A 1,016-nucleotide genomic window follows, 5' to 3' on the forward strand; every position below is an offset into this window, starting at 1 on the left:
CACCTTACTAAATTATTTGCTTTTATTCTTCTGTTTCTTCTTCCATGGGCCTTTTGGGCCGCGTTTCTTTGGCATAATATCTCGGGAAAGCAGTTGGGCTATCTCTTTGACGAAATCCGCGTCGCCCAGAGGCCGATGTCGCGGGACACCTTACTAAATTATTTCCTTCGTTGGACAAGGAAACCGGAATTCTCCCAGTAATTAAGTAAGGTGTCCCACGACACTGAAAACAAACCGCAAAAGCGCCCCAAAACATGGCCATGCTTGACAGTCAATGTGTTTCATAATATGTAGTGCGGGAGATAGCGAGTTTTGGAGTGGTGTATGTGTGGGAAAGATCGCAATGTCTGACTAACATCAAGGTATTATGGGAAGGATGCGAGTATGGAGCCTGAATGGCCAGCTTTAATCGTGATAGATAGTGACAACGGACCGATTTGGGAGATGATCGTTGCTTGCAAAGAGGACTGGGAGGGCAATGCCGATCTGTGTTGTCAGGGGGATTGGGAAGACGACACCCGCCTTATCGACAGCCAACGGCGCGTATTCCGACTTGACTGGCTCGGGCCGGCGGAAATCCGCTATCGCATTGTTCCCACCGGTGAAACCATATCGTTGGAGCAATTGAAGATGTTTCTGCTGAGCCAGTTTTCAGAGGGGTTCGACACGAGCGAATACTTGCGGCTACTTGCCCAATGCCCGCCAGCGGAGTGGATTAGCCGGTCCCTGTAAGACGCGCCGTTGCGATAGGGCGTGCAGGCCGCTGACGCCTATGACAAACTCCAGTTCGAGATCGGGGGACATCTATGAGCAAGCCCTTAAGTCTAAGTCCGGGGACACCTTACTAAATTATTTGCTTGCTTGCGTCATGTTGGGGTGTTAGGCTGTTTTGATGCCAAGGATAGCGAGAATAGTCGCGCCTGGACGGGCGCATCATGTCACCCAACGCGGGAATCGTCGGATGGAGACGTTTTTCTGCGATGAGGACTATCAAGAGTATCTTGCGTTGCTTGAGC

General features: G+C 50.8%; 1 protein-coding gene. It reads left to right on the top strand.

The genetic code is table 11. The features are described from left to right. Positions 1-384 precede the first annotated feature (384 nt). Positions 385-732, top strand: a complete 348-nt coding sequence (locus tag KOO63_13010; GenBank protein MBU8922731.1) for a DUF4144 domain-containing protein — start codon at positions 385-387, stop codon at positions 730-732. Positions 733-1,016: the final 284 nt, after the last annotated feature.

Source organism: Candidatus Latescibacterota bacterium, assembly GCA_019038625.1.
Classification (GTDB): Bacteria; Krumholzibacteriota; Krumholzibacteriia; order Krumholzibacteriales; family Krumholzibacteriaceae; genus JAGLYV01.